The sequence below is a fragment of the Veillonella sp. CAG:933 genome, assembly GCF_000431435.1.
In the GTDB taxonomy this organism is placed as follows: domain Bacteria; phylum Bacillota; class Negativicutes; order Veillonellales; family Veillonellaceae; genus Veillonella_A.
Window position 1 is genome coordinate 1 of sequence record NZ_HF986263.1, and the last position, 21162, is coordinate 21162.

Genomic DNA, 21162 nt, shown 5'->3' on the forward strand with positions numbered 1-21162 from the left:
CCACACACACTTTTTGTCCTATAAGCCTATTTGATTTTCATCGGCTGCGGGCTTTATAATATAAGGAGAAAGATAGTGAACGTTTGGAACCGTTGGCTATCCTCAGAAGAGTTTAGCAACAGGCCCACACCGTTATCGGCGTTGGGCCTTTTGCATTAGTATCTAAAATCTTCAGATGGTAAAAAATACAATACAGATGATGATATGGAATTGAACGATTAGTTTGTTTACAGCAATGGATAAAGACCAGTATACTGATATTATATAGATAGATGTTTTTATATATTGGGGTAAGGGGAAATCATTATGCAATTTATCATTATGATGACATTATTCATTATAACAACGGCCATATTTAACGTCTGGTCCATACCTATATGGGTTGCCATTGCTATTTTTAAAGGTATCAATCAATATATTCTTGAGCCGAGAGAACGTAGAAAGCGCCTCGGATGGCGGGATTAATAGAATAATAGACCGTTGACCGGCACATGTTACCGGAATTCAGTCAAATTTAAAAGGCCCCTACAGGGGCCTTTTTCGTTTATGAGAGTTTTATTTTGGACTTATAGGGGGATAGGGATCTATAGGAGATTTTGGGGCCATTGAAATAGTTGTGTTTTAGGTCTATTTGGTAAGCCACTCATTGATTGGCGTACTATATCACCGTAAGAACACCGCCACAAAAAATCCGTCTTTTACTTCAATTAAATTAAAAACAACTTTGTCGTTTTTATGGATTCCTTCAATGATTTTGGGTTCGTTTAACAACGTACCGAAGAAACGCGGCGGCTGGCAATCTTCGCAGCGAACCCAGCAATATTCCGGTTCTTTTTCTTGGTCGTAGAAGATAACGGCTACATCATCGGGATAATCGGCATGACGGTAAGCATCCAACTCTTTAATTTTGCGACATAATTCAATACCTTTGTCGGCTTTGTAGAACTTGTGAATTTGCTCAATTTTTTCATCATACGCATTAGGCGTAAGTTTATTGAGTAATACAATTTCCTCATCGCCGATAGATTCAGAGCGAAGTTTGACTGAAATCTCGTCATTTCCCGGGAATAGCGTTGTCGTGTCGTTTTCGTGCCGCGCGGCACTTAAAACTTCAAATGTAAGCCCCGCTTCGTGGTCGATATAACCATAGAGTAAGAGTGCGTTGGCATCGTGGTAATTAGGGAATTCTTTGAAAAAATCCGGAATATGAGGATCGTTTTTGTCGATAGGTAATAATATAAATTGGTGAAATAAGTCACGAAAAGCGTGTTCATGCAACTTCATAGCTCATAACCTCACTGTTTAATATTTTGAACTGCTGTAATGCAGTCACAATCAACTAATCTTTTTTATAAATTTTACTACTGTAGAACAGTCTCGATGAGCTGTTCTTTTTCTTTTTCCAAGGTTTTTAAACTTTCTTGAATCTGGCTTTCTTTTTTTAATAGTTTCTTATATGTATCAGCTAGTTTATCCTGTACGGCAGGCTCGATTAAAGGAATCTTTAACTCTTTTAAATCGCTGATGCTTAAGGTACTTGTCGAACTGCCACGTGAAAGTTGTTCCAGTTGTTTTTTACCCGAATTCGAATTTAAATACATCCACAAAAAGAGGGGATTGATTTTTTCTTTGTTAATTTGCAAAAAATAGGTGTTGCCATTCGAGAATACCTGATTGTTTCTGGTGTTTGACACATAGCCGGTCTTAAAAGGCAGAAGTTTGCTCATGACGATAGTGTCGTTGCCGATAGATTTCTTTTTCAAAATATCGTCCGTCTCAATCAATGAGGTAACGGTGGTTAAGTCGATAACGCTATCGTTTAGATGCTTAGGGGTGATGTACTTTACGGAGTTGTCATCAGACACTAACTCATCCAACTCTTGCGCTTTTAAGAGAACCCCGCGGTTGATCTGGCAGACGTCTTTTAGCAAAATATACTCGGCCGGGAAGTCTTCGCCTAAATGACGCGAAGGTGATAGGTTATAGTTGGATTCGGCTAATTCGGAAGCCGAAACATAGCGGATAAGCCCTTGATATCCTTCGAAAAGCTCGGAAATAGGAGTTCGATTAGTAACTAAATACGTTATTTTTTCAATATCGCCGAGAGATAGGCTGAATTTGCGGCGCCCTTCCGTTCTAATACGAGACGCATCAATTAGGCGTACCGTTTCGTTGTTTTTTGAAAAAATCCACAGCATTGACGGGATAGATGTGCCCGGCAATAGGTTTTCAGATAATTGAACAACGCATTCTACTAATCCTTGTTGTACTAAATTACGCCGGATTTCGCTATATGTTTCCGTTGAGGCAGCACCGTTAGTAGTGATAGCGTAGAGTCGCTTTTCATCAGCTAAATCATCTAAGGCTTTCAGTATAAACGGCCATTCGCTCTTATACGCGCTGGGGCCCATAATGTCAGCAAAGCGCGGTAATGTCGGTACTCGCAGCCCTTTGTTATTTTCAAAAAACTCATCAATCATGACACCAAATGGAGGGTGGATGATAGCGGAATGGGGTTGTTTGGTAGAAATATCGCGGAAGTTAGTAAAAATACTTCGATGCCGGTCTTCTTCGTAAAACATATTGCCAAAGTGCAATTTGATGGTCCGCTCGTGTGGCAGGAGGGACAGTCTGAGTTTGGTAACGACATAGCATTCCGGATTGATTTCAATTCCCTCTAGTGATTGCGCGTTGCCGTAAAGTGCGGCGGATAGTAGGAATTGTCCGTAACTAAAGCCCCAATCGTAGATAGACATTTCGTTTTTTACAAGTTCGACGAGCAATCTGTTTAGGCTGCGGCCGCTGTCGAAAGCGGCGTCTTTTTTGCTGTTAGGATTGGCAAACATCAAATAAGTTAGCAGTTGCAGACTAGTGCAGCTTCGTAAGGCTGAATGCATTGGGGTGAATGATTCCAAATTACTGCTTTGATAATAGTCTGCCACCGTTTCAAGCGCTTTGGTGACAAAAGAGTCGTTTAGTTGAGATCTGAGCTGAAAAAAGGCAGACTTGATTCTTGAATTATCTACTTTACTTACCAGCGTTAAAGCCACTATGAATAGGGAGTCTTGAAAACTCGCGACGGCGAACGGTTTGAGTATATCTTCTACCTTTGCGATGTATGCGTTAGTTCTGTCTGTGTTTTGCAGTTTTAATTCTGCGAAAAGCGATTCAAACATGGAAGACCTCCTTTTATTGATTGGTATAGTTATATTACTTTTACTCACTTTTATTGTATCTACTTATCTATTTAAAGTCAAAGGTTTTTAATAACCAATGACTTGAAAGATAAAATTCAAGATTAGCAAAAGACAATTAACACTCAAGCCAGTCAGATTGAAGAATTGCAGGCTCAAGTGAAAGTACTGATGTCCAAAATAAATTCTTAATACAGTATTTATGCTAATAAGGATGTATTTCACATAATTTGTCTGAAAATTCAAATAAACGATTTGTGTATTTGAATAAAGTTTTACTGAAAAAAGCGTTATGTAAGCTATAATATGTGATATATTAATATAAAATACATCATATTTTAATCTAGTTACGATGAATAACAAAAAGGATATTTATATGGGTTTAGGTAAGAACAATAGTGGAAATAAATCAAACAGACAAGGGCTTCGCATTGGCATCACATTTTTCTGGGGCTCAACGTACAAACACATATGGTCCAATGGAGCCGGTCAGAATATGTATTTTTTACGTGAAATGCTCGCTCAAATTGACGGCGTTGACGATGTATACTTCGTGTTCTGGGGCAATGATTTAAAGACATTGCCTAAAGAACTGGAAATCGAAGCCATGGGCGTCGATATTTTCCCATACGAAGAAGTTGTAAAAACCACCGATGTCTTGATTGAAGGTACGCTTACGTTAGAACCAAAGTATGAAAAAGAATTCCGCAAATATGGCGCCAAAATTGTTACCTTCCGCATGGGTAGTGATTTTATCATGGATATGGAAAAATTCGTGAATAAAAAGGATGGCGGTCGCGGTTTTAACGGGTGCACGTTTGATCAAGTCTGGTTAATTCCTCAAGTATATAAGACTAACAAAGACTATTTGGAAGTCATGACCGGGACAAAAGCCTACAAAGTACCGCATGTGTGGAGCCCATTCTTTTTTGACCGACAAGTGGCTAACCTGCAAGACGGTTTGAGTATTGGTTATAATCCCGACAAATCGAAACGGGGCCGTCGCATAACCGTGATTGAGCCGAATATATCGGTTCTAAAAAATTGCTATACGCCGGTCCTCATTGCCGAGGCAGCCTATAAAAAAGATCCGGAGGCTATTTCCCACGTGTATTTGTGTAACACCTATGATGTACGAGATATTTCCGGTTTTCACAATTTTATCGGTTATACCACACTGGTAAAAAACAATGTTATGACCGTTGCAACTAGACATCTATTGCCCTACTTTTTGTCGCGTTACACCGATATCATGCTGGCTTTTCAGTGGGAACTGGGGCTTAATTATACCTATTACGAAGCCCTTTACGGCAATTATCCGCTAGTACACAATTCGCCGATTTTACTTGATGCGGGCGTTGGTTTTTACTATCCGGAATTTGATGCTCAACGAGGGGCCGACGTATTACTCGACGTAATTAAGAATTACGATGCTCAAATTGAAATTCATAAGAAACACAATCAGGCGTTTTTAGAAACTTTGTCGCCATACAATCCGGCAGTATATAGTGAGTACGAAAAATTATTGAAGCAGTTGTTTTAAAAAGAAACGGTTCCGTTAAGTTGGAGGCTCTTCAAAGTTAGATGTTAAAATCTACCTTTAAGAGAGATTTCACAAAACGGAATCGTTTTTTATTAGCGGAATTATTTATGATGTTAAGTTGTTAGTAATTATAAGGCTAATTTTTCATCCGTAATATGCTTCCAAAATCCTAAGCGACCTCTTAAAAGCATTGTATTGCCATTTAAATCCTCGAAACGCAAGGATTTATTGCCAGCCAGTGCATGGGATGGGGGCGACGGTGCATTTTGATGTTTCGGTATAAAGAAAAATTATAGTAGTCTGCATAATTGTTACTGTACTTTCATAAAGGCGCACTCTAGAATATAGATAGCTAAAAGAGCAAAATAATTTAAAAAATAAAGAATTTAACACAATAAAGTCGTTAAAAGAGTAAAAAGAATTAAAAAACATTATTAGATCGTAATAAGTGTTAAAGAAAGGGAAAATAATAAGATGACAAAAGAGCTATTTTCAATGGGTTCAAAAGTTCGCGATGTCATCCGAGATGAGGCATTTGCCGGCTTCGGCCGGCTTTTGTTTCCGGTAGATTTGGCGATACCGCCACAGACAAATTTAAAAGACTTAGGAAACTATTTTATTTGGTATAGCTATATAAAACCGGAGCGGACGGTGAGTATTGTCAATGAGCTGAAAGAAAGAGTCCTTGCCGGTGAGACCGTTTTTTATGATATTTATAGCCCGCAAGAAAAGGCTGTCGATCTTAATAAAAAGAACACAGGTTTACTTTTCTTTCGCGGTAAGCCTCACGGCAAGACCGCCATTATCAGCGCCGGCGGTGGTTTTGCCTATGTCGGTGCCATGCACGATAGTTTTCCTCATGCCCAAGCATTGGCTAAACGAGGCTATAACGCCTTTGCTCTCATCTATCGCGTCGGTGCTCGCGAAGCCTGTGAGGATTTGTCACGAGCTGTTGCTTTTATCCATGAGCACTCAAAGGAACTTCAGGTTGATGTCCGTGATTATTCACTGTGGGGCGGTTCGGCCGGTGCTCGAATGGCAGCTTGGGTCGGTACGTATGGGACGAAATCTTTTGGTGAAAAATCCTATCCACAGCCGGCTGCGGTTATCATGGAGTATACCGGTTTGGGCGATGTAACCGGTAACGAGCCGCCTACGTATAACTGTGTGGGAACGGCGGATCGTATTGCGTGGTATGGCACCATGAAACGACGAATTAAGGATATTCAGGCTAATGGAACCGATGCCGCCATCGAAGTGTTCCCCGGATTGCCCCATGGCTTTGGTCTTGGCGAAGGAACTGTTGCGGAGGGGTGGCTCGATCGAGCTGTATCTTTTTGGCAGCGGCAGATTAAAGTGTAAACGATTATTTGGGGGTTAGGATGATGGCCCGTTGCTGTCAGAAAGGAAGACCGCAGACTAATGTGATTACGTTTGAACCGGGCAGTTATAGCGGTTGGCATACTCATGTCGCTATGACTATAATCGGTGTGCCCGGTATCGGAATGAACATATTAGTCTGAATGAAATTATTCAGGCCAATCTTCAGCATTGACAGTAAGACTCAGTATGTTAAAAGATATAGTTTTAAATCAATTTTTGGTGAGTGAAAATTCAAATACACGGACTCCGTGCATTAAGGTAAAGCCCTTTTAAAAATGCACGGAGCCCGTGTATTTTGTTGTATAATAGAACTAATAAATGAGTACCATTAGATATGATAACGATAATAATTAATAGGAAGCCCACGTGATATGATTTAGAGTAAAAGAATTGGTTATAGGGAGGAAGAAATGAACTATCCGGAATTTCCGGATAGTTCAACTTGATGAGGCAACGTTTAGTTATCCCCTATATTTTGTTATATAATAAAAGAAAGTAGTTTTTAATTTTCTTACAGTAAGAAAGGATAATCATCATGAAACAGAATGTGCCTGTAGCAAAGGGCCAAGTCTATGAAATTGCAATTGAGAGTTTAGGTAACAGCGGTGAAGGCGTGGGCCGTTATGAAGGGTTTACGGTGTTTGTGCCGTTTGCCCTCCCCGGGGAACGTATCAGTGCCCGCATTACATTGGTGAAAAAGAACTATGCCGTGGGGACGTTGGTTGAAATTTTAGAACCATCACCACATCGCATTGAACCGGTTTGTCCGGTGTATGGTACTTGCGGCGGATGTACTTTGCAACATGTGACGTACGAAGAGCAATTGCGTTTGAAAACACAAAAAGTGCGCGACATTATGGAGCGTATCGGTAAAACAAATCCTGATTTGGTGCAGCCCGCCTTAGGCCCGAAACAACCTTGGCATTATCGGAATAAAATGCAGATTCCGGTGGGTTGGGGTGTTGATACCGGCTCAAAGTTACAGGGACAAACAGGCAAAACTCAGGCGGGGGGAGCTAATGAATTAAAGCCGGTGCTAGGCTTCTACGCCATGGGCTCTCATGACATCGTGCCTTGCACAAATTGTGCGATTCAAAATGAGGGGAATAATCAGATTGCTGCCGTTTGCGAGCGTTTAATTCGTGAAACCGGACTCACACCATATAATGAAGTGACCGGCGAGGGCATGATTCGCCACATTATCGGCCGTATCGGTGAAAACGGCTGGATGGTTATTATCGTAAGCACAGCCAAAACATTGCCGCAAGCAGAGCACTGGATTTCTGAAATTCGTAAACACTTGCCGCAAGTAACGAGCATAGTGCTCAATCATAATTCGCGTAAAACGAATGTTATTATGGGCCGTGATTGCACATTGCTTTGGGGTGACGAAACGATTAGCGACACCATTGACGACTTGAAATTCAGACTATCGCCGCATTCGTTTTTCCAAGTCAATCCGGAACAAACCCTCGTATTATATAAGAAAGCGTTGGAATATGCTAATTTAACCGGTGAAGAAACGGTTATCGATGCATATTGCGGTACCGGTACGATTTCTCTGTTTTTGGCAAAACAGGCAAAACATGTTATCGGTATTGAAATTGTGGAACCTGCCATTGTAGATGCCAAAGCGAATGCGAAGCGCAACGGCATTACGAATGTTGAATTTATCGCCGCTGATGCGGCCAAAGAAATGCCGCAACTCGTGAAACGGGGCGTGAAAGCCGATGTGGTTGTGTTTGATCCGATTCGGGCAGGCTGTAAAGAGGAAGTTTTAAAAGCGGCGGCCATCATGAAACCGAAACATATGGTGTATGTGTCTTGTAATCCGGCGTCCATGGCGCGCGATATTTGCGTGCTACGTGAGCTCGGTTATGAAGTGCAAACCGTGCAGCCGGTGGATATGTTTGCCATGAGTGCACACGTGGAAGTGATTTCAAAACTTGTCAGAGTTATAGATTAAAAATTCCAAATAATTTCAAAGCTATTCAGCTCTTCATGTACTATTATTTTGTCAATTAAAGTGCGGACAATAGCCTGTTTTTCCATATCGGTTCCGTTTTCCATGATTTCGTTAAAGCTAGCTTCCATTGATAATACTTCAGTGGTAGTTAGCTTTTTCTTTTGGTTAGTTTTTAAATTAGAAAAGGTTTCCTCTAAAACATCTTTTTCGTGCTGCAGTTTCTTGATGCGGTCTTGAATATCATCAATAGAGATCCCTTCGATTTGATATAGGTCTAACAGTCGGCTTATTTGAGACTGTATAGAATCTATTTGCTTTAAAATTGATTTCTGCTTATTGATGGTATTAGTAGCTGCGGTTGCATTCTTGGCAGAATATAGATACTCTTTGTTAATAAAAAGTTTTCTGATTTCATTTATAATTATTTCGTCTAATACAACAACAGCGTATGATGGATTTTTACAATTTGGATCCAGAATATATTTCTTGGTGCATTTTGCTCGTGAATAGCAAGTATAATATGGGCGGTATACCTTTTTATTGCCATGACCGCTATAATTGCCTTTTGCCAAGTAGCGAGCTCCACAGTGTGCACAATACAATATGCCACCTAATAATCTGGTTGCTTTGAATGGGTTACTATTACTAAATTTTTTCTTTCTGTACGCTAATAGCGTTTCAGCAGCCTTAAATGTATCTTCAGTTATAATGGCTTGATGTTGGCCATCATATATGCCGCCAAGATAAGAAATTTTGCCGGTATATAATCTTGTACTTAATATGCTGCGTAATACGGTCTCATGAAATTCTTTACCGTATTTTTCAGAAATAATGCGATTAATTCTATGGATAGGTAGTTTTTGTAAAAATAGCTCAAAAGCTTCCCGAACAATATTAGCTTCATATTCGTTAACTATCAATTGTCCGTTTATGTAATTATATCCAAAAGGCTCAAATCCACCACCATGCCATAGGCCATTTTTGGCTCGTTCGATACGGCCCATGAGGGAACGTTCTTTTATTTGCTCTCGTTCTAGTTGAGCAAATACAGAAAGAATGCCAATCATGGCCCGGCCAAAAGGTGAAGAAGTATCAAAATTTTCATTGAGTGATACAAAGTCTATTTTATTTTTTAAAAAGACATCTTCGATTAGATAGAGAGTATCTTTTTGGCTACGTGATAGGCGATCCAATTTATATACTAAAACACAATTAAGTTTTTTATCTTGTATATCTTGCATAAGTTGATGCAGGGCTGGACGGTTAGTGTTTGATCCACTAAATCCACCATCGATATAGGTATTGTAAATTGCCCAATCTCTTGACTTACAGTAGCTGGTTAATCTATCAGTTTGAGCATCGATTGAATAACCTTCATTGGCTTGTTCTTGGGTCGATACACGGATATATATACCTACTTTAATTTTAGGCATAAAAAAACACGCTCCTTTTAGGTATGACAAACTAACCTGAAGCGTGGTATAATCAATTTGCGGGTTGATGCGGTTATGCTTCAGGTGTAACTGTATTCAATTTTCCCTCGGCTGCTCCAACAGCCGGGGGATTTTTTATTTAATAATTTTTAAGTTGTAAAACTAAAAATGCCTACTCAATTGAGTAGGCATTTATTTGTACTATCAAGTAGTACGCATCATATTATTGGTAACTTAATGTTACCCCATGCCTACATTATAAGGGAATTAGTAAATAATATCAAGAAGTAAAGTATAAGTATTTGATTTTTTGTTCGATTAATTCCATATCATTAGAATTTACTATTATATCAGTCAAAACATCATTTTTTTTACAAGGATGGACTATACGTTGTTTGCTTATAGTAGTAATTTGGCCAACATCGGCAATACTACCATTATTTAGTTTTTTTGCAAAATCCAAAATATCTTTTGCTAATTTTGAACGTTTTTTTAGATAAGCACCTTCTTTTTCCAGTGTTTTTTTATCTAAAGGCGATGTTGAATTATATATTTGCTTACCAATTTCAATTAATCGCTTGAAGTTTGCATCTATTATTGAGGTAGCTTTTGCATATAAACTAGCTTTGATATTTGAACTAAGAGCTATCGTGTATATTCTGTGATAACGAGTATTTTTATTTTTATTGCTTCTAAGCGGAACAACCGTTAAAGTTCCTTCATAAGGTGCATTATTTTGATCTAATACAATTGCATAATGCCTCCCACCAAGCTCATTACCTATACGGAACCCAAAATTCACAAAGACAATTTGGCCACGTTTATATTTTATGTTTCTGTTTGGTTCAAAACTTTTTTCATTCTTTATATAATTGATGTAATCATTTAACCAATAAACTAACAATGCTACTTTTTTATAATTATCCTTTATTTGTTCACTTATGTAGTTTTTATATTTTCTTAAGACTGTTTTTTGAAACTGAATAAACTCCAGAATATTAATAGGATCTTTATAATTCATAAACTACCTCTAAATAAATTTAAGTTCTTCTAAACCATTTGGAATACCGGCACATTGAGCAAGACAGTAAAAGTTAATATCTTCGTACTATTTTAAAATATTGTCCGGTAAGAGCAATTCAACGGCAAAAGTATTAGCTTGTCGCTCAATCTTATCAATGCTTACAAGAGTATGTTTTTTTAAGAAAGGAGTATTAATACGTTTATGAAGTATTGCATGACCTAATTCATGGGCGACAGTAAAGTTTAATAATTCACTTGGGCAATTGTCATTTATAACTATAATCTTCTGACGTTTGTAGGTAAGACAAAATCCTAAAGTTTCTCCTAAGCGTTGATATATAATTGTAATTCCTAATTCGGCAGCTAATGTTAATGGATCGTTAGTGCCGTATTTTTTTATTATTTTGTTAACGACTTTCTTTATATCCACTAAACCACCTTATTTTTTGTATTTATTAGGAGTAAAATCTCTCTTTGCTTGTAGTTTGGCTATTTCCATAGCAGTTTTAATTGCAGATCGTAACAATTCACGTTCACTATCATCATCAACAGTACCGCCGTAGGCTGCGAAATCATCTGATGATAAATCATTCATCATGGATTCTAAGTCGGATGCGATAGTTTTTATATCTCTTTTATTTAATGTTGGAGCATTGTTTTTATTAATGCCGTGAAGTGTATTCATATCTACATTGAAAAAATCGGCGATGCCTTCAAGAATTTCAAAACTTGGTTTTCTTTGATTGCGTTCATACATACTAATTAAACTTTTTGATATTTTTAAATACTTAGCAAGTTCTGATTGCGTAACATTGCGTGATGTTCTTAAATTATAGAGTATTTCGCCAAACGTCATGAAGTTCACATCCTTTCTATAATTAGATAATATCACATTAAGTGAGTAAAAACAATATAAAAGTTCACATAAAGTGATTGACAAGTTTTGTGTGGTGTAGTAAACTTTAAGTGAACTTAGAAAGGCGGTGAGAAAATGAAAAGTATAGGAGAGAAGTTGGCCACATTGCGAAATGACCGAAACTTAACTCAGAAAGAGTTAGGAATTGAGGTGGGCGTATCTACTGCTTCTATTGCTATGTATGAACTGGATGAAAGAGTTCCGAGGGATGAAATTAAAAAAAGAATTGCTAACTTTTTTGGGAAAACAGTGCAGGAAATTTTTTTTTAAAGCAATGTTCACTTAAAGTTACCCTTAAAGGAGAGTAAATAATGCCACAAAATAAAAAAGAGCCACAATATGATGCGGCTCAAGAAAAGTTTGATTTATATAAATCACAAGAGAGACTAAGAGCATTGCTCAATAAAAAGCATGAGTTAGTAAATGAGTTAGCCAAAATTGGCAATGCTTATACAGTAAAAAATCTTTTTGAAGAATGGGATACAGCTATAGAGAAAGAAGCTAAAGTCCTATTAATGTATGCACAATTTATTGATCGTCAGAATGATATGCAGGCAGAAAACAAAAAAGATATCAGAATAAAGCAGAGCTCTTTAAATACTGAAAAATTAGCTGAAAAAAAAGCCGAAATGATTAAGCAAGGGGTTAAGGCTGGGAGCATCCAATATGAATGACATTTTAGGACTAATAACAATTAGCGTAGCAGCCATTACTACAACTGTACTTTACGAGGATTGGAAAGAAGAAGGAAGTATGTGGTTGCTAGTCCTGGCATTTTTAAATACCTTTCTAGTTCTGTGGTTTCTAGTAACAAGGCATTAGTAAACTCATTCGTTACATAGTTATAGATATATGGAGCAGAAATATGAAAGATATATTTATTATTATTGATAGTTTGTTATTAGCAATTTTCCTTATTATGGGGATTTGGATAATTTTGTCTAAAAGTGTTAGAGAAGGAATGGCAATTAATGTAATAAAACGACACTTAAAGCGTTTTTTTGAAGTGTTATTCAAAAAAGAATATACATCGGTTGATGAACGTTTACATGATGCACGGTACATAACTCGAATTAACATAGTGATTATTACAATAGCTGTACTAATTACTATTTTAAACTTAAGTAAATTTGTATTAACGCTATTAGAATTCCGATAGTGCTAGCATACATTGCATACATTGCATATTTTGTTGACTGCTTACTTTCATTTAAGCTATCTTCAGCAATTACCAAGCTTTTTTCAGCTAATTCTTGCATATGACGTTCTTTTTCTAATTGGTAAATCATGTTTTCAGCAGTGATGGTCAGTATAAATGAATCAGTAGGTTCAAATTCATAGGGAGCATAAAAGCCGGTAGGAATTTTAGTCATTTGGAAATAATAAGAACGCTTGACGTTAAGCGAAGCTACTTTAGGGATGCCGCCTAATAAGCCTTCATTTTTAAAACGTAGTTCTGGCTCATCAAGGAGATATTTATAGATAGTAGCTGAATTGATTGAAGGCATTACCTGCTTTAAATCTTCAAAAGTATTTTTCCCAATATGAATGGACCAAATGAGATCTTCAATTTCCTTATTCGTAAGATTAAAGGCTTGATCTTCATAGGCTTTAACTTTTTTATAATACTCTTCTCTCGTAGCTCTTTGCATTTCTGCTTGTACAACAGGGTTACTTATTAACGATTGTGCTCTTTCAGCTAAGGGCCGGCCATATGTATCATAAATTTCACGTACAGTAAGGCCTTGTGGAGAATTTTCTGGTTTGTTGGAAATATTTTTATCAGGCATTATATCACATCCTTTTTGATTTAATTATATCACTGAAAGAAGGGAAAACTTAAACATGATACGTATCGAACTTTATTACATTGAAATTATAGGTCTTATATTTGCTGTTTTTCTTTTATATGTATCTTATAAATTTGCATGGCAGATATTTTCGCATGAACAAAAGGAGAGAAATAATGAAAAACAATGATAATCAGGTTATTAAAATTGTACACCGGTTGAAAAATGGAACTGTGGTTAACTCGTTAGACGATATCGATATCAGTCAAGAGACACCGGCTATAAAAGAAGTGATTGGAATTATGCAAAATCATCATACCAATCAAGAGCTTAATGTTGGTTAAGGGGTGCCAAAATGAAAATATTTGAATTTATTGAGAAAAATATAAAGCCGGGTTGTATTCTAATTTTATCGATTTCAGCAGCATTACTCATCGGTACTATGGATGGAGCTGATGCGGGTGTGGTCGAAGAAATGCCGATGGGAATTTACATCGGATGGGGACTACTTACACTGATTGGTTTAAATGCATTATTCAAATGGAATGAAATGGAAAATGAAGCACAATACTGGCGTACTGAAGCGGAACGAATTCAACAGCACCATGAAGCGGTGTTGACTCGGATATATAGTAGGCCGGTAGAAAAGAAAAGGGCGTATGATCGTGAAAAAGAATAAAAAAAGAGCCTTACATGATTGCCGTCATGTAAGGCCAAACAAATAAGAGTGCTAACCGTTATTTGTAAATATCTTTTTTATCATTATAACACATGAGGGATAACTATGAAAGTAAAAGGATTTGAGAAAAACATTATTATGAATATTTTATTGTATGGCGAAGTAAGCAATAAACCTATTGATATGGATCAAGTGGTGGCCATTAAAAATGAAGATGAGATTTGGTGGGCTGCTGCACAATCGGATACGATTACCAAGGAATTGAGAAAGTTACATATATATAAGTTAATGCAGTGAGAAAGCAATGGAATCATTTGAACTAATACAGTACCTGCAGAACAAAAGAAGAGAGTTAAGCCACGCTTTATCCGAATCAAAGAAGCGTGGCATTGCTTTAGCAGACGCTGAGAGACAATACAAAAAAGAAAAGGCAAAATTTATTGCCAAGGCAAGAATTGAAAAGGTTGCCGTGACTTTAATTGGCGACTTAGCAAAAGGACATCCGGAAATAAGCGAACTGAGACATAAGCGAGATGTTGCGAAAGTATTATATTGGAATGCCCAAGAGGCCATCAATGTTTATAAATTAGAGTGCCGGCTAGTGGAGGCACAGATTAAGCGGGAGTGGGAAGATGCTTAGAAGAACTCCATTAAAGACCAGAAGCCGATTAAAAGCAAAAAGCAAATTAAAGGCTAAGAAAAGACTGAGTCAAAGAAGTACAAGAAAAAAGAAGTATGATGCGGAGTTGGAAAAGATTAAGCCGATTGTGAAAGAACGTGATGGTTATCGCTGTATATTATGTGGCCGGCCATACGAGGAAATACATCATATTAGCTACCGTTCATCGGCCGGCGGTAATGAAATCAAAAATTTATGCTGCCTGTGCTGGCACTGCCACCGGATTAAGATTCACCAAGGCAGCACGCCTAAAGAATACAAAAGGCTGCTACAGCAGATTTTATCAGAGAGGTACGGCTATGAGTACTAAATTTAGCGGATTTGAAAATAAAGAATGTCCGGTATGTGGAAAAATACCACATCATGTAGTTGTCTGTCATATGTACCAGGCCAATATATGTATGAGCCATTGCTATGAAAATGGGCGGTGCAGCCATCAAGAGGTGATAGGTGGTCAAGCACATTGCACCTACAAAGAAACTCCGGAACAAGCCAGGGCAAAAGCAATGGAGATTTTGTCCAAAATAAAAGGACTACCACCGTAGTGATAGTCCTTAGCGTTACAAAAGTGATGTAACAAAATCTGACACTTTTATTATATCACAAAATGGACGCAAAGTCAGTATTTGACAGTGTTTAGGCACTGTTTACTGACTTGATACTATACATTAATAAGTCGTTCAAATGGTATGTGATATTTATGCGTAAACGGAAAATTATTAAAAGTAAAAATATGACTGAAATATATGATAGTTTATTCATCAAGTCATATCAGGGTCAAGGCAAGAAACCAAGATTGCCAAAAAGAAAACCAACGGCCGAAGAAGTGAAGAAAAATAATTTACGAATGGCCAAGGCTAAATTAAGAATGTTGATTGATAACAATTTCAAGGAAGATGATTATTATTTAACTCTAACATTCAAAAAGGAATTGCCACCGGAAGAGAGTAAAAAGGCGATCCAAAAATTTGTAAGAGATTTGAGGAAGCAATACAAGAAGTCAGAAAAAGAACTTAAATATATTTACATAGCAGAAGAAAAAGGCAGATTGCATTTTCATATGTTAGTGAATAGAGAGATTGAACTAACAACGGCCTTGATGCGGAAATTATGGCCGTACGGATTTACGGAAATTAAATATTACCAGGGAGCGGCTGAAGATGCTATTAAGATGGCCGAATATTTTACTAAGGAGCGAACAATAAATGATGATAAAAAAGATGAACCAAGAGTATTCAAGAGAACATGGGTAAAAAGTAATAACGTGCATCCGCCGGAAGCAAAGGTAAAAACACTAAAGGCAACAGAATGGAAGCGTGAGGTTAATATTCCAAATGGTTATTATCTGGATAAAGAAAGTTATTTTGAAGGTGTGAATAACGCCGGATATCCGTATAGGTTTTTTAGAATAATTAGAATTAGGGGGCCAATGATTGAATAGTAGGCAAAGACAAAGAATGAAAGCATATGAGCTATTGCCATTTTACCGAAAAGTTGATTATGGAAGTGTCGAATTAGCGGAATGGGTAACAAGGGCAGCTGAAAGAGTTAAGCAAAAAGAAATAGAAGTACAAGCAGCCATTAAAAGAATAGTTAGGATTATTGAAAGGAGCGGACTATGAACTCAGTTCAGATTTTAGGAAATTTAGCCAGAGACCCGGAGGTGCGTTTTACAAAAGCAGGTAGACTGGTGGCAACATTTACAGTGGCTGCCAGTGATGAATATGTAAATTCCTCTACCGGAGAAGTTAAGCAACAGACAGCTTATGTGCAGTGCGTAGCATGGGGTAAGAAAGGTGAGTTAGTCGGAAATTTACGAAAAGGTGATCAAGTATTTGTTGAGGGCCGATTAAATACTAGATCATATGAAACGCATGATGGCCAAAAACGGTATATCACAGAAGTAGTTGCCAATATGGTAGGCGTTTCGCTTGGTGAAACAATGACGGAAAGTAATTTTGACTCATTTAGTAATACGCATGCAGGTAATGAAGAAATTCCCTTCTAACGGCAATGAGTTGGAAAAGGCTGCATTGCCAAAAGTGGGACACAAACGAAAAAAGGCATTAGAAAAAGCAAAGAAGGATAGAGAATATGGCAAGAAAAAAAGATGAGTTTCTGAGAGCAAAAACATGTAAGCATGGTATCAAGTTTACTAAATTAGGCGGTTTATTTGTAAAACAAAGCTGCGGTAATAAAGATACGCTTTTATTGCCGGTACAATTAGCCACCGGTAAAACAGAGAAACGTAAATTTATAGCAGCCAAACGCTGTAATACATGTCCCCACTACGAAAGAGAAAAGAGGAAATTGAATGGCAACCAAAATGCAGGATAAGAATTTGGATCCATGTCTATTTTGTGGGTCTGATGCGGTGAGAGTTGTAGAAGGCATTGGAGCCGGATTTAATCAGCCGATGGTACTGTGTGCAGATTGTGGTGTAACAGTATCATTCCATGAGGCGTTTACCTATATTGAATTAATGGATTGTTGGAATCGGAGAGGTGAAGAAAATGATTAAGATAACAAGCATTAAGATTAGTGGTGGATATTATATGTTCCAATACGCCAAAGAAACAGAGGGAGGCGGAACAGAATATTATTCCTTGGAATCAAAAGATAAACCGAGACCAGAGTTAATTACGGCATTTTTAAGATTGAAAGAACTATTGCTTGAAAAATTCAATACTTTAAAGTTTGGAGCAAAATACGTAACTGTATTTGCCGTAAGAATTAAATACGGTGGCAAAAATTGCAGTAAGGATAAAATGTCTGAATATAAGTTATCAGGAAGAGTGGACAATAAAGAAAGCACTACTTGTAAGCTTGAAACTCAATCAATAAAGATAGGCATGAAGAAGGAAGAGTTGGCCAATGAAATATTACAAGCATTGGTGAATGAAGGGCTGCTATATATTCAAGGCAAGAGAGCACAGGCCAGCTTATTTGAAGAACAGCCGGAACGAATTTCGGAGACTGATGCGGAAGATGAATTTAATGAAGATTTTATTGCGGCCGCTGATGCGGATAGTAGACAAGGAGCGATCCAATGAAGAAATTAGTGTACGTTGCCCATCCTTTTGGTGGGTTAATCAAAAATCAAAAGAAAATAGACAAAATTATGGAAGAGTTGGTATTTACTGATGATAAGAACGTATACGTATCTCCTATCCATAATTATGGATTTGCATACTTGGAAGGCGATGAATATCAACGAGGGTTGGATGTATGCTTAGAGCTTTTGAAAAAATGTGACATATTAGTAATTTGCCCTGGCTGGGAACGTAGTAGAGGATGCAAAGAAGAAGTTAAAACAGCAATTGATAATAATATTCCAGTTGTTTTTTTAGGAAATTGGAAAAATGAATTTTTCGTAGATTCAGAAGTTGAAGAACACTATTATGATTTTGTAACGCAGAAAGAGTAAAAGGCTGCATGATGCGGAGGTTGTAAATATGTTAACTTGGTCAGGCCGATGGGCGGCAAGCTTAGATAATGAAGAGTTTACGCAGTTAAAAGCAAGAAACAAAAAAGATGCCTTAAAAGAAATCAAAGAAATGTATAGTGCAGAAGAAATGGAAAATGTTTGGATTGGTAGAGCCTATAGGTATGATCCACACATCCATGCGAACGACATTATCAGTGAATTAAAAGGGCAGTGGTTCTATGAATTTACGAAAAACTCTGACGGAGCAGTCAAATGCGGGAAAATGATTTATGACAATGAAAAAGTATCTCCGGAAAAATTATTTTTAGGTGGAATGAATGAAGCTCTTAGAAGTGATTTGGAAGGGCGATTAAATAAAGAATTAAGAAATTGGATTAAATTCCATAAATTAGCATTTAACATGTTTGTGGTTAAAGAGTCAGAACGTATTAATTTGAACAAGGCGGGTGATTAAATATGTTACCGATAAAAGAACGAGCTCGTATTTTAGTCGAGCAGATGAAAGTTAGTGCAATTCAAGAAATTAATCTACCAGAGAACAAAGCGGCATTCATTTATGGTGTTATTCCGAAGGAAAATAAATTAACGAATATAGAAGTCAAAGTAAATTATAATCCTGAATTAATTGAAAGATTTTGGAATGGGGGCATTGGAATGGAATTACCTAAAAGTTTAAAAATCATTAAAAGTAAAGATGCCTTAATCCTTTACAACAAAAATCCTAAAAAGAAAGTAATTGTAAAGCGTGCTCCTGGTGATGCGGATGATTTAGAAAAGGCATTGGCCATTGCGGTGTTAAAATGGTTCGGTTTTAGTTTTGGAAAATTAAATAGACTGAAGAAAAAGGTAATTGTGCAAAAAGGAGAATAAATGAACACATGGGAATTAAAAACTCCTTTTTTAACCATACAAGGAGCTTCACGGAGATGTTTAGATTGGGGTAAAGCCATTGAAATAATCAAGAAAAATTATAAGCCTAATATGCTTGTTTGGGCCGGCATAAAAGAAGATTGGACAGATACAGCAGGTTTAATATTTAAAGATGGACAATCCGTTGATACCGGTGCAATTGTCATTGCTAGTCGGATTAACGATGAGCCGGTAATTTTAATCAAACATGAAGATGGAACTTGGTTAGGAGAAATCTGCTGGGGATATGAAAATGAATTGGAATACGTAGGTAATAAATGGCCGCATGAATTATCATTGAGTGATTAAAGATTATTGAAAAAAGGAGCTGCATAATAATGGAAACTCTTGGAAATCATTTTAGACGACTAATGAAAGAGCTAGGAATAAATGAAATTGGAGAGGATACAATAAATCCTGTAATGATGAATCTGACCATTAAAATTAAATATAAAAAATGCGAAAAAGATTTTAATAAAATAGTTGATGATTTTAATGAATTGTCAGGATCCAATTTGAATGAAAGTCTCAAAGAGGAATTATTACTGGCATATATAAGAAAATATGGTTTAGAAGTATCGACCGAAATAAAAGAGGAGAGTAAATAAAAATGGGAAAGAAAACGTTAGAAGTGTTGAATGATAAGCTATTTGCCCAACTGGACCGGCTTGAAGCGGTTGATTTAAAAGATAGCGATGCGTTGGTGGCCGAAATAAACAGAACACAGGCCACAGTAAATATTTCTCGAATGGTCGTAGACAATGCTGCATTAATACTACGTGCTCATATGGCCAAGGAAAATGCATTTGGTACAAATTATGAAATGCCGGAAATACTGCAGATAGAAAGTAGCGATAAGAAAGAATGAGACCGTTATTAAATGAGGAAGAAAGACAATACCTGCTAAGTATTTGCAAAGAGTACATTCTTAATGCGATTGTGACCATGATGAATGAAAAATTCAATAAAGACTGGACGAAAAAGCAAATAAGGAGTTATTTAAGAAATCATAAAATAAAGTGCGGAAGATCTCAAAAAGATAAAAAAGGATATGTAGTAAACATTAGATTACTTTCACCGGAAGAACTGGAATACTTCAAAAGCATTTATAAGGGCCGGACAATTAAAGAAACAACGGATCTTATAAATGAAAAGTTCAAAAAAAATATTACATATACGCAGATGAGAGCCTTTTTTAAAAACAATGTTTTTACGTGCGATGTTAACACTCAATTTAAGAAGGGGCATTCTTCATGGAATAAAGGCAAACGGTTTCCGGGAAACATTAATAGTGGATGCTTTAAAAAAGGACATTCGCCACATAATCATAAACCGGTAGGTAGTGAACGCATTGATGTAGATGGTTATACACTGGTAAAGGTGGCAGAGCCTAATAAATGGAGATTAAAGCATGTAGTAATTTGGGAAAACGAAAACGGACCGGTACCGAAAACTCATAGTGTACTGTTTTTAGATCAAAATAAGAGGAATTTTAGCTTAGATAATTTGAAGTTGGTGAGTAAGGCTGAAGTATTATTTTTTAATCAACACGGAGCAAGCAATATAAAAGAGGTAAATGAAAGCAAATTATTGATTGCTAAGGTAAAAGTGAAATTAGGAGAATTGCAGAAGAAGCAGAGAAAATTATGACAGAACATCGAATTGATCATACGGCTGCTATTGCCAATAAGATAATTGACTATTTAAAAAGTGAAGGTGAAAAAGTTAGTGTTGATGATATTGTTAGAAGGCATATACGAGGATATAACACATTAGATGGATATGTAACTATTGGTAAGCAAATAAAATATAAATTTACCAGCAGATATAATCCTGATACGCATAAAGCGGAGGTTAATATATATAAAAAATGCCGTACTTCTAAATGGGTGGTGAATAAATAATGTGGAAGGTTATGTTTGTCATAATTCAAACAACTCTTATTATTGCTAAAATATTTGAAATGACTGCATTGTCATGGATACAAGTTTTCATTCCTTTATATATATGGCTGGGAATTGTATTTATTGCAGTAACTATGATTGTCATTGGGACATTGTTGAAGGGAAAGTGATTTTATTGAAATTTCTAGACAAGATATTAAGACGCTATTGTAATTTAATTACCTGGATAGGAGCAGTAATTGTTAGCATCTTATTTTGGTTTGTTTTGTATCATGGGTATATGGCTATATTTGGT

33 protein-coding genes are annotated in these 21162 nt (G+C 36.8%); 26 read left to right on the forward strand and 7 right to left on the reverse strand.

Translation table 11 applies throughout. The features are described from left to right. Positions 1 to 663: 663 nt before the first annotated feature. Positions 664 to 1284 (reverse strand): DUF2314 domain-containing protein, encoded by a 621-nt coding sequence (locus QZL64_RS13935; protein WP_021842555.1) that lies wholly within the window; start codon positions 1282 to 1284, stop codon positions 664 to 666. Between the two features lie 77 nt (positions 1285 to 1361). Next, complete coding sequence (locus tag QZL64_RS13940; RefSeq protein WP_021842556.1) at positions 1362 to 3176, reverse strand: N-6 DNA methylase; 1815 nt, start codon at positions 3174 to 3176, stop codon at positions 1362 to 1364. A gap of 394 nt (positions 3177 to 3570) precedes the next feature. Here QZL64_RS13940 and QZL64_RS13945 point away from each other — a divergent pair, with 394 nt between their 5' ends. From QZL64_RS13945 to rlmD, 4 genes are all read left to right on the forward strand, one after another. After that, positions 3571 to 4737 carry a DUF2827 family protein gene (locus QZL64_RS13945; RefSeq protein WP_021842557.1) on the forward strand — a complete coding sequence of 389 codons (1167 nt, stop codon included), beginning with the start codon at positions 3571 to 3573 and terminating at the stop codon, positions 4735 to 4737. Between the two features lie 495 nt (positions 4738 to 5232). Further along, complete coding sequence (locus QZL64_RS13950) at positions 5233 to 6099, forward strand: alpha/beta hydrolase (RefSeq protein WP_021842558.1); 867 nt, start codon at positions 5233 to 5235, stop codon at positions 6097 to 6099. Between the two features lie 20 nt (positions 6100 to 6119). Continuing rightward, positions 6120 to 6260: a hypothetical protein gene (locus QZL64_RS13955; protein WP_156705906.1), complete on the forward strand. Its 141-nt coding sequence runs from the start codon at positions 6120 to 6122 to the stop codon at positions 6258 to 6260. Between the two features lie 395 nt (positions 6261 to 6655). After that, complete coding sequence (rlmD, locus tag QZL64_RS13960; protein ID WP_021842560.1) at positions 6656 to 8086, forward strand: 23S rRNA (uracil(1939)-C(5))-methyltransferase RlmD; 1431 nt, start codon at positions 6656 to 6658, stop codon at positions 8084 to 8086. Here the strand turns inward: rlmD and QZL64_RS13965 are convergent. The 4 genes from QZL64_RS13965 to QZL64_RS13980 form a co-directional block, all read right to left on the reverse strand. Then, entirely contained in the window at positions 8083 to 9519 is a 1437-nt protein-coding gene (locus QZL64_RS13965; RefSeq protein ID WP_021842561.1) for a recombinase family protein, read from the reverse strand. The two genes, rlmD and QZL64_RS13965, sit on opposite strands and share 4 nt — an antisense overlap. Before the next feature lie 280 nt (positions 9520 to 9799). Continuing rightward, a complete protein-coding gene (locus QZL64_RS13970) occupies positions 9800 to 10540 on the reverse strand; it encodes a type II toxin-antitoxin system PemK/MazF family toxin (RefSeq protein WP_021842562.1) in 741 nt (246 codons plus the stop codon). A gap of 87 nt (positions 10541 to 10627) precedes the next feature. Further along, positions 10628 to 10972, reverse strand: coding sequence for an ImmA/IrrE family metallo-endopeptidase (locus QZL64_RS13975; protein WP_021842563.1), 345 nt, complete (start codon positions 10970 to 10972; stop codon positions 10628 to 10630). A 9-nt stretch (positions 10973 to 10981) separates the two neighbouring features. Continuing rightward, complete coding sequence (locus QZL64_RS13980; protein WP_021842564.1) at positions 10982 to 11398, reverse strand: helix-turn-helix domain-containing protein; 417 nt, start codon at positions 11396 to 11398, stop codon at positions 10982 to 10984. 135 nt (positions 11399 to 11533) lie between these two features. Here QZL64_RS13980 and QZL64_RS13985 point away from each other — a divergent pair, with 135 nt between their 5' ends. Together QZL64_RS13985 and QZL64_RS13990 are read left to right on the forward strand one after the other, a co-directional pair. After that, a complete protein-coding gene (locus tag QZL64_RS13985; protein ID WP_021842565.1) occupies positions 11534 to 11728 on the forward strand; it encodes a helix-turn-helix transcriptional regulator in 195 nt (64 codons plus the stop codon). Positions 11729 to 11769: 41 nt separating this feature from the next. Next, complete coding sequence (locus QZL64_RS13990; RefSeq protein ID WP_021842566.1) at positions 11770 to 12132, forward strand: hypothetical protein; 363 nt, start codon at positions 11770 to 11772, stop codon at positions 12130 to 12132. 435 nt (positions 12133 to 12567) lie between these two features. Here the strand turns inward: QZL64_RS13990 and QZL64_RS13995 are convergent, their stop codons facing one another. Then, entirely contained in the window at positions 12568 to 13248 is a 681-nt protein-coding gene (locus QZL64_RS13995; protein WP_021842569.1) for a hypothetical protein, read from the reverse strand. 176 nt (positions 13249 to 13424) lie between these two features. Here QZL64_RS13995 and QZL64_RS14000 point away from each other — a divergent pair, with 176 nt between their 5' ends. The 20 genes from QZL64_RS14000 (at position 13425) to QZL64_RS14095 (ending at position 20867) form a co-directional block, all read left to right on the forward strand. Next, positions 13425 to 13592 carry a hypothetical protein gene (locus QZL64_RS14000; protein ID WP_021842570.1) on the forward strand — a complete coding sequence of 56 codons (168 nt, stop codon included), beginning with the start codon at positions 13425 to 13427 and terminating at the stop codon, positions 13590 to 13592. 11 nt (positions 13593 to 13603) lie between these two features. Continuing rightward, positions 13604 to 13927 carry a hypothetical protein gene (locus QZL64_RS14005; protein ID WP_021842571.1) on the forward strand — a complete coding sequence of 108 codons (324 nt, stop codon included), beginning with the start codon at positions 13604 to 13606 and terminating at the stop codon, positions 13925 to 13927. Positions 13928 to 14032: 105 nt separating this feature from the next. Beyond that, positions 14033 to 14224, forward strand: a complete 192-nt coding sequence (locus tag QZL64_RS14010; RefSeq protein WP_021842572.1) for a hypothetical protein — start codon at positions 14033 to 14035, stop codon at positions 14222 to 14224. A gap of 7 nt (positions 14225 to 14231) precedes the next feature. Then, positions 14232 to 14567, forward strand: coding sequence for a hypothetical protein (locus QZL64_RS14015; RefSeq protein ID WP_021842573.1), 336 nt, complete (start codon positions 14232 to 14234; stop codon positions 14565 to 14567). Beyond that, positions 14560 to 14916 carry an HNH endonuclease gene (locus QZL64_RS14020; protein WP_295225411.1) on the forward strand — a complete coding sequence of 119 codons (357 nt, stop codon included), beginning with the start codon at positions 14560 to 14562 and terminating at the stop codon, positions 14914 to 14916. Before QZL64_RS14015 ends, QZL64_RS14020 begins: the two co-directional genes overlap by 8 nt. Further along, entirely contained in the window at positions 14906 to 15151 is a 246-nt protein-coding gene (locus QZL64_RS14025; protein WP_021842574.1) for a hypothetical protein, read from the forward strand. The genes QZL64_RS14020 and QZL64_RS14025 overlap by 11 nt, the downstream gene beginning before the upstream one ends. Before the next feature lie 155 nt (positions 15152 to 15306). Continuing rightward, positions 15307 to 16047, forward strand: a complete 741-nt coding sequence (locus QZL64_RS14030; RefSeq protein ID WP_021842575.1) for a rolling circle replication-associated protein — start codon at positions 15307 to 15309, stop codon at positions 16045 to 16047. After that, on the forward strand, positions 16040 to 16228 hold the full coding sequence (locus tag QZL64_RS14035) for a hypothetical protein (protein WP_156705891.1): 189 nt from the start codon (positions 16040 to 16042) through the stop codon (positions 16226 to 16228). Before QZL64_RS14030 ends, QZL64_RS14035 begins: the two co-directional genes overlap by 8 nt. After that, a complete protein-coding gene (locus QZL64_RS14040) occupies positions 16225 to 16614 on the forward strand; it encodes a single-stranded DNA-binding protein (RefSeq protein WP_021842577.1) in 390 nt (129 codons plus the stop codon). Before QZL64_RS14035 ends, QZL64_RS14040 begins: the two co-directional genes overlap by 4 nt. An 86-nt stretch (positions 16615 to 16700) precedes the next feature. Next, positions 16701 to 16943 (forward strand): hypothetical protein, encoded by a 243-nt coding sequence (locus QZL64_RS14045; RefSeq protein ID WP_021842578.1) that lies wholly within the window; start codon positions 16701 to 16703, stop codon positions 16941 to 16943. Then, positions 16921 to 17127, forward strand: a complete 207-nt coding sequence (locus QZL64_RS14050; RefSeq protein ID WP_021842579.1) for a Lar family restriction alleviation protein — start codon at positions 16921 to 16923, stop codon at positions 17125 to 17127. The genes QZL64_RS14045 and QZL64_RS14050 overlap by 23 nt, the downstream gene beginning before the upstream one ends. Next, complete coding sequence (locus QZL64_RS14055; protein ID WP_021842580.1) at positions 17120 to 17659, forward strand: hypothetical protein; 540 nt, start codon at positions 17120 to 17122, stop codon at positions 17657 to 17659. Before QZL64_RS14050 ends, QZL64_RS14055 begins: the two co-directional genes overlap by 8 nt. Then, complete coding sequence (locus QZL64_RS14060) at positions 17656 to 18033, forward strand: DUF4406 domain-containing protein (RefSeq protein WP_021842581.1); 378 nt, start codon at positions 17656 to 17658, stop codon at positions 18031 to 18033. The genes QZL64_RS14055 and QZL64_RS14060 overlap by 4 nt, the downstream gene beginning before the upstream one ends. Positions 18034 to 18061: 28 nt before the next feature. Beyond that, positions 18062 to 18508, forward strand: coding sequence for a hypothetical protein (locus QZL64_RS14065; protein ID WP_021842582.1), 447 nt, complete (start codon positions 18062 to 18064; stop codon positions 18506 to 18508). Between the two features lie 2 nt (positions 18509 to 18510). Further along, the gene (locus QZL64_RS14070) at positions 18511 to 18924 is read left to right on the forward strand and encodes a hypothetical protein (protein WP_021842583.1); all 414 of its coding nucleotides are present in this window, start codon (positions 18511 to 18513) and stop codon (positions 18922 to 18924) included. Further along, complete coding sequence (locus QZL64_RS14075; RefSeq protein ID WP_021842584.1) at positions 18925 to 19272, forward strand: hypothetical protein; 348 nt, start codon at positions 18925 to 18927, stop codon at positions 19270 to 19272. It begins immediately after the preceding gene. Between the two features lie 29 nt (positions 19273 to 19301). After that, a complete protein-coding gene (locus QZL64_RS14080; protein ID WP_021842585.1) occupies positions 19302 to 19571 on the forward strand; it encodes a hypothetical protein in 270 nt (89 codons plus the stop codon). Positions 19572 to 19573: 2 nt separating this feature from the next. After that, complete coding sequence (locus QZL64_RS14085) at positions 19574 to 19831, forward strand: hypothetical protein (protein WP_021842586.1); 258 nt, start codon at positions 19574 to 19576, stop codon at positions 19829 to 19831. Beyond that, a complete protein-coding gene (locus tag QZL64_RS14090; RefSeq protein ID WP_021842587.1) occupies positions 19828 to 20613 on the forward strand; it encodes an HNH endonuclease signature motif containing protein in 786 nt (261 codons plus the stop codon). Before QZL64_RS14085 ends, QZL64_RS14090 begins: the two co-directional genes overlap by 4 nt. Beyond that, complete coding sequence (locus QZL64_RS14095; RefSeq protein WP_021842588.1) at positions 20610 to 20867, forward strand: hypothetical protein; 258 nt, start codon at positions 20610 to 20612, stop codon at positions 20865 to 20867. The genes QZL64_RS14090 and QZL64_RS14095 overlap by 4 nt, the downstream gene beginning before the upstream one ends. Positions 20868 to 21162: the final 295 nt, after the last annotated feature.

Coding starts and splice junctions, on each gene's coding strand:
- QZL64_RS13985 (WP_021842565.1), top strand. CDS start 11,534: ATGAAAAGTATAGGAGAGAAGTTGGCCACATTGCGAAATGACCGAAAC.
- QZL64_RS14010 (WP_021842572.1), top strand. CDS start 14,033: ATGAAAGTAAAAGGATTTGAGAAAAACATTATTATGAATATTTTATTG.
- QZL64_RS14095 (WP_021842588.1), top strand. CDS start 20,610: ATGACAGAACATCGAATTGATCATACGGCTGCTATTGCCAATAAGATA.
- QZL64_RS13990 (WP_021842566.1), top strand. CDS start 11,770: ATGCCACAAAATAAAAAAGAGCCACAATATGATGCGGCTCAAGAAAAG.
- QZL64_RS13945 (WP_021842557.1), top strand. CDS start 3,571: ATGGGTTTAGGTAAGAACAATAGTGGAAATAAATCAAACAGACAAGGG.
- QZL64_RS13980 (WP_021842564.1), bottom strand. CDS start 11,398: ATGACGTTTGGCGAAATACTCTATAATTTAAGAACATCACGCAATGTT.
- QZL64_RS14065 (WP_021842582.1), top strand. CDS start 18,062: ATGTTAACTTGGTCAGGCCGATGGGCGGCAAGCTTAGATAATGAAGAG.
- rlmD (WP_021842560.1), top strand. CDS start 6,656: ATGAAACAGAATGTGCCTGTAGCAAAGGGCCAAGTCTATGAAATTGCA.
- QZL64_RS14025 (WP_021842574.1), top strand. CDS start 14,906: ATGAGTACTAAATTTAGCGGATTTGAAAATAAAGAATGTCCGGTATGT.
- QZL64_RS14075 (WP_021842584.1), top strand. CDS start 18,925: ATGAACACATGGGAATTAAAAACTCCTTTTTTAACCATACAAGGAGCT.
- QZL64_RS14090 (WP_021842587.1), top strand. CDS start 19,828: ATGAGACCGTTATTAAATGAGGAAGAAAGACAATACCTGCTAAGTATT.
- QZL64_RS14055 (WP_021842580.1), top strand. CDS start 17,120: ATGATTAAGATAACAAGCATTAAGATTAGTGGTGGATATTATATGTTC.
- QZL64_RS13965 (WP_021842561.1), bottom strand. CDS start 9,519: ATGCCTAAAATTAAAGTAGGTATATATATCCGTGTATCGACCCAAGAA.
- QZL64_RS14000 (WP_021842570.1), top strand. CDS start 13,425: ATGAAAAACAATGATAATCAGGTTATTAAAATTGTACACCGGTTGAAA.
- QZL64_RS14085 (WP_021842586.1), top strand. CDS start 19,574: ATGGGAAAGAAAACGTTAGAAGTGTTGAATGATAAGCTATTTGCCCAA.
- QZL64_RS14070 (WP_021842583.1), top strand. CDS start 18,511: ATGTTACCGATAAAAGAACGAGCTCGTATTTTAGTCGAGCAGATGAAA.
- QZL64_RS13995 (WP_021842569.1), bottom strand. CDS start 13,248: ATGCCTGATAAAAATATTTCCAACAAACCAGAAAATTCTCCACAAGGC.
- QZL64_RS14040 (WP_021842577.1), top strand. CDS start 16,225: ATGAACTCAGTTCAGATTTTAGGAAATTTAGCCAGAGACCCGGAGGTG.
- QZL64_RS13955 (WP_156705906.1), top strand. CDS start 6,120: ATGATGGCCCGTTGCTGTCAGAAAGGAAGACCGCAGACTAATGTGATT.
- QZL64_RS14060 (WP_021842581.1), top strand. CDS start 17,656: ATGAAGAAATTAGTGTACGTTGCCCATCCTTTTGGTGGGTTAATCAAA.
- QZL64_RS14030 (WP_021842575.1), top strand. CDS start 15,307: ATGCGTAAACGGAAAATTATTAAAAGTAAAAATATGACTGAAATATAT.
- QZL64_RS14015 (WP_021842573.1), top strand. CDS start 14,232: ATGGAATCATTTGAACTAATACAGTACCTGCAGAACAAAAGAAGAGAG.
- QZL64_RS13935 (WP_021842555.1), bottom strand. CDS start 1,284: ATGAAGTTGCATGAACACGCTTTTCGTGACTTATTTCACCAATTTATA.
- QZL64_RS13950 (WP_021842558.1), top strand. CDS start 5,233: ATGGGTTCAAAAGTTCGCGATGTCATCCGAGATGAGGCATTTGCCGGC.
- QZL64_RS13970 (WP_021842562.1), bottom strand. CDS start 10,540: ATGAATTATAAAGATCCTATTAATATTCTGGAGTTTATTCAGTTTCAA.
- QZL64_RS13940 (WP_021842556.1), bottom strand. CDS start 3,176: ATGTTTGAATCGCTTTTCGCAGAATTAAAACTGCAAAACACAGACAGA.
- QZL64_RS14080 (WP_021842585.1), top strand. CDS start 19,302: ATGGAAACTCTTGGAAATCATTTTAGACGACTAATGAAAGAGCTAGGA.
- QZL64_RS14050 (WP_021842579.1), top strand. CDS start 16,921: ATGGCAACCAAAATGCAGGATAAGAATTTGGATCCATGTCTATTTTGT.
- QZL64_RS14045 (WP_021842578.1), top strand. CDS start 16,701: ATGGCAAGAAAAAAAGATGAGTTTCTGAGAGCAAAAACATGTAAGCAT.
- QZL64_RS14020 (WP_295225411.1), top strand. CDS start 14,560: ATGCTTAGAAGAACTCCATTAAAGACCAGAAGCCGATTAAAAGCAAAA.
- QZL64_RS14005 (WP_021842571.1), top strand. CDS start 13,604: ATGAAAATATTTGAATTTATTGAGAAAAATATAAAGCCGGGTTGTATT.